7 protein-coding genes are annotated in these 4,193 nt (G+C 62.4%); 1 reads left to right on the forward strand and 6 read right to left on the reverse strand.

All coding sequences use genetic code 11. From position 1 onward, the window contains the following. The coding region (locus RTX98_RS20220; protein ID WP_416223190.1) for a nickel/cobalt transporter at nucleotides 1-424 on the forward strand (424 nt) is incomplete at its 5' end. Nucleotides 425-432: 8 nt separating this feature from the next. Here the strand turns inward: RTX98_RS20220 and map are convergent. The 6 genes from map to RTX98_RS20250 form a co-directional block, all read right to left on the reverse strand. Then, entirely contained in the window at nucleotides 433-1,194 is a 762-nt protein-coding gene (gene map, locus RTX98_RS20225; protein ID WP_312798677.1) for a type I methionyl aminopeptidase, read from the reverse strand. After that, a complete protein-coding gene (locus RTX98_RS20230) occupies nucleotides 1,191-1,403 on the reverse strand; it encodes a ParD-like family protein (RefSeq protein WP_312798678.1) in 213 nt (70 codons plus the stop codon). Before RTX98_RS20230 ends, map begins: the two co-directional genes overlap by 4 nt. An 85-nt stretch (nucleotides 1,404-1,488) precedes the next feature. After that, nucleotides 1,489-1,692, reverse strand: coding sequence for a hypothetical protein (locus RTX98_RS20235; RefSeq protein WP_312798679.1), 204 nt, complete (start codon nucleotides 1,690-1,692; stop codon nucleotides 1,489-1,491). A 26-nt stretch (nucleotides 1,693-1,718) separates the two neighbouring features. Further along, nucleotides 1,719-2,750 (reverse strand): cation diffusion facilitator family transporter, encoded by a 1,032-nt coding sequence (locus tag RTX98_RS20240; protein ID WP_312798680.1) that lies wholly within the window; start codon nucleotides 2,748-2,750, stop codon nucleotides 1,719-1,721. A gap of 15 nt (nucleotides 2,751-2,765) precedes the next feature. Beyond that, entirely contained in the window at nucleotides 2,766-3,443 is a 678-nt protein-coding gene (locus RTX98_RS20245; protein WP_312798681.1) for a GNAT family protein, read from the reverse strand. Nucleotides 3,444-3,541: 98 nt separating this feature from the next. Beyond that, nucleotides 3,542-4,193 (reverse strand): SDR family oxidoreductase (locus RTX98_RS20250; protein ID WP_312798683.1); only part of this gene is annotated, 652 nt, incomplete at its 5' end.

The following is a 4,193-nucleotide window of genomic DNA, read 5'->3' on the forward strand; positions in this document are numbered from 1 at the left end:
CGGATCGATGTTCAGCGCCAGCGAGGCGACGGCCGAGCGCATGGAGGTCTGCCGCGATTGCGGCCAGATGCATGCCGTCGACCCCTCGCAGCTCGAAGGCGAGCGCTTCGATCTGCGCGCTGCCTGGGCCGCGATCATCGCCGTCGGCCTGCGCCCCTGCTCCGGCGCGTTGATCGTCTTGACCTTCTCGCTGCTGAACGGCTTGTGGTTCGGCGGCATCGTGTCGGTTTTCGCCATGGCGCTCGGCACGGCAATCACCGTGTCGCTGCTGGCAACCCTTGCTGTCGCGGCAAAGAACGTCGCGCTATCGGTCTCCGGCGAAGGCTCGTTCGGGGCAGCCGTTCACACCACGATCGAGATCGCGGGCGCGGCGGCGCTGCTGCTGATCGGCCTGGTTCTGCTCGGCGCCAGCCTGTCAGTGTAGCCAGTCCTTCAATGATGTTCGTCGGGCCGCAGCGTCAGCACCGACACGCCGGAGGCCGTGACCGCAACCGTGTGCTCGAACTGGGCGGACAATGAGCCGTCGCGGGTTTTCACCGTCCAGCCATCGGCTTCGGTGCGCACGCTGCGCCGGCCGCGATTGAGCATCGGCTCGATGGTGAACACCATGCCTTCGCGCAACGCCATGCCCGTTCCCGGCTTGCCGAAATGCAGGATCTGCGGCTCCTCATGCATCTCGCGGCCAATACCGTGGCCGCAAAACTCGTGCACCACGGAATAACCATTGCGCTTGGCGTGCCGCTCGATGGCATAGCCGATATCGCCGAGGCGCGCTCCGGGGCGGACGGTCTGGATACCCTGCCACATCGCATCATAGGTCGTTTGCACCAGCCGCCGGGCGGCCGGGTTCACCTCGCCGACCAGGTAGGTCTTGCTGGAATCCGCAATGAAGCCGTTCTTTTCCAGGGTGATGTCGAAGTTGACGATGTCGCCGTCGAGCAGCACATCGGTTTCGGAAGGCACGCCGTGGCATACGACCTCGTTGATCGAGGCATTCAGCACGAAGCCGTAATCATACTGGCCCTTGCTCGCCGGCCGTGCTTGGAGATCATGCGTGATGAACTGCTCCACCATGTCGTTGATCTCGAGCGTCGACTTGCCGAGAAGCGGTGTGCGGTCGATCAACGCGAAAACGGAAGCGAGCAGACGGCCGGACTGCGCCAGCAGCGCGAGCTCATGAGGCTGCTTTGTCATGCGTCGAGAGCCACCGGCGCTGGTGCCGTCACGCCAGCCGAACTCAGCTCGCGCGCCATGATCTCGGTGAAAGGAAGCGTAGGATTGGTTTCACACAGCATACCGACTCTGATCCAGTAAGCCGCCTGCGCATTGATCGAGCGGCACGAAAGCTTGCTGATGCGGCGCAGCTGCTCATGCAACTCATCATCGATGTTCACGATTCCCATCGCTTCATCCATATATGGTTCATATATGGATTATCTACACGGCATGCATCAGGAAGCCAAGTGGCCCCAGCCCGGCCTATGGAGTTCAGCGCCCGGATTGCCTGCGGCTGCGCAGCCAGAACACCCCGAAAAACGCCAGAACGAAGCCGATGGCGATGATGCCGGCCGCCGTGGTGGAATAGCTGCCGACTGCCAGCATGATCTTGGGCAGCAGAAAGGCGCCGACGCCGAAAACCAGCAGGAAGATAGCCGCGGCCAGCACGGGGCCGCGATTTTCGGGGGCAATCATTTCCAGTCCTTTCAAGCGAACCGCGATCAGTGCGCGTGGGCAGCAGTGTCGGCGCAGGTGTCGCGTTCGGTTTCCACCGTCACATGGGCGATGTTGTGCCGTTCGGCCAAGCGCTTCTTGACGGCGCGCACGACGCTGGAAGGTTCGGCATCCTCCTTCAAGCAGGCATGCAGGGTTGCCATGTTGCGCGATCCATCCATCGACCAGACATGCATGTGGTGTACCTCACGCACGCCGGAAATGCTGGTTTCGAGGTCGCGGATCACCGTGTCGCGGTCGAGCGTTTCGGGCACGCCTTCGAGCAGCACGGTTGCGGCGTCACGCATCAGGCGCCAAGCCGTGGACAGGATCAGAACGGCGACGAGAACCGAGAGAATGGGGTCGATCGGCGTCCAACCGGTGGCCATGATGATCAGGGCCGCTACAATCGCCGCGACCGAGCCAAGCAGGTCGCCGATCACATGAACGATCGCGCCGCGCATGTTCAAACTGTCCTGATCGCCGCCATGCAGAACGAAAAAGCCGATGATGTTCACCGCCAGGCCGCCGACCGCGACATAGAGCATCGGCCCGGCAAGAACGGGCGCAGGCTGGATGAAGCGAATAGCCGCCTCATAGATGATCCAGAGCGCGACGCCGAAGATCGCGATGCCATTGGTATAGGCGACCAGCGTTTTCACGCGACCCAGACCGTAAGTATGGCGGGCATTCGCGGGCCGTTCCGCCAGATGGAAAGCATACCAGGCCAGAGCGAGCGCGATGGAGTCGGTCAGCATGTGGCCGGCATCGGCCAGCAGCGCCAGCGACCCGGTGACGAGACCGCCGATCGCTTCGGCAACCATGAAGCCGCCGGTCAGAAGTGCCGCGATCAGCACCCGCTTCTTGTCGGTGGAGCCATGCACATGCGCGCCATGACCATGATGATGACCATGGCCGTGATGACCGTGGCCGTGGCCGTGGCCCCCGTGATCATGCCCCGCATGATCGTGATCGTGTTTCCCTTCGCCGTGAGGATGCGCCTCATGCGAATGGCCGTGGTGATCGTGGGCGTGCGCCATGGTCGTCGTCTCTGCTCAAACAGCCTTGTGCTGCATCTCGCCGAGCTTGCGCTTCTGTTTGCTGGCCGCGTCGAAGTTCTGGGGATCGAGCCAGGCATCATACGCAGCCTTCAAGGCCGGCCACTCGCTGTCTAGCATGGAATACCAGGCTGTGTCGCGATTCTCTCCCTTCTGGATCATGTGCTGGCGAAAGATGCCTTCGAAGGTGAAGCCGAACCGCTCCGCCGCCCGCTTGGACGGTTCGTTGTTGTTGTTGCACTTCCATTCATAGCGGCGATAGCCGAGGTCGAAGACATACTTTGCGAAGAGATACATGGCCTCGGTGGCACCCGGCGTGCGCGAAAGGGCCGGCCCCCAATAGATGTTGCCGATTTCGGCGACGCCGTTGACCGGGTCGATCCGCATCAGGCCTTGCCGTCCCACCGCCTTGCCCGTTGTTTGATCCACCACGGCAAAGAACAGCGGATCCTCGCTCCTCGCGCTCTTTTCCACCCAGGCATCGAAGGCTGCGCGATCCGAGGCTGCTTCCTCGAACAAATAGCGGAAGCGTTCTTCGGAATGCGTGGCCTGGGAAGCCTCGAACAGATCATCGCCGTGTTTGGCGAGATCAAGCGGCTCCAAACGTACATAGCGGCCCTGAAGCACGATGCGCTCCGGCCGCGACTTAAGGGTCCAGTTGCTGAGGTCGGCCATGCTTCAAGCTCCACGAGATTGGCTGACCGAACCACTAATGCCGAACACGGCTGCGAGCGCTATGGCAAGCGTTGCGACTGATGAAGCCAGCGACCAGTTCAGCCGCGCCCGATAAACGGCATCCTGGTGGCCATCACCGTCATGAACTGCACATTGGCTTCCAGCGGCAGGCTCGCCATATGCACCACGGCATCCGCGACGTGAGCCACATCCATCAGCGGTTCCGGCGCCAGCGTGCCGTTGGCCTGCAAGATGCCCTTGCCCATCTGGTCGGTCATCTCGCTGGCGGCATTGCCAATGTCGATCTGGCCGCAGGCGATGTTGAACGGCCGGCCGTCGAGCGACAGCGACTTGGTCAGGCCGGTCATCGCGTGCTTGGTAGCGGTATAGGGCACGGAGCCAGGACGCGGCGCATGGGCCGAAATCGAACCGTTGTTGATGATGCGCCCGCCTTGAGGGTTCTGCCGCCGCATCAGCGCGAAGGCCGAGCGCGCGCACAAAAACGCGCCGGTGAGATTAACCCCAACCACCGCATTCCATGTCTCGACCGGGATCTCATCGATCGTGCCGCCGGCAGAAAAGATCCCGGCATTGTTGAACAGAAGATCAAGTCGTCCGAACCGGCTTTCAATGTCCTGAAACAGCGCCTCGACCGCGCTGTCATCGGACACATCGCAGGGATGAACGAGCGTCACGCTTCCCTCGCCCGCCAGCCGCGCGGTTTCTTCCAGCGCATCCCGACGCCGCCCC

The organism is Tianweitania sp. (assembly GCF_032053605.1).
Taxonomy (GTDB): Bacteria; Pseudomonadota; Alphaproteobacteria; order Rhizobiales; family Rhizobiaceae; genus Tianweitania.

Excerpts from the sequence above, each read along its gene's own strand:
- map (WP_312798677.1), bottom strand. The coding sequence starts at position 1,194 with ATGACAAAGCAGCCTCATGAGCTCGCGCTGCTGGCGCAGTCCGGCCGT.
- RTX98_RS20240 (WP_312798680.1), bottom strand. The coding sequence starts at position 2,750 with ATGGCGCACGCCCACGATCACCACGGCCATTCGCATGAGGCGCATCCT.
- RTX98_RS20245 (WP_312798681.1), bottom strand. The coding sequence starts at position 3,443 with ATGGCCGACCTCAGCAACTGGACCCTTAAGTCGCGGCCGGAGCGCATC.
- RTX98_RS20230 (WP_312798678.1), bottom strand. The coding sequence starts at position 1,403 with ATGGGAATCGTGAACATCGATGATGAGTTGCATGAGCAGCTGCGCCGC.
- RTX98_RS20235 (WP_312798679.1), bottom strand. The coding sequence starts at position 1,692 with ATGATTGCCCCCGAAAATCGCGGCCCCGTGCTGGCCGCGGCTATCTTC.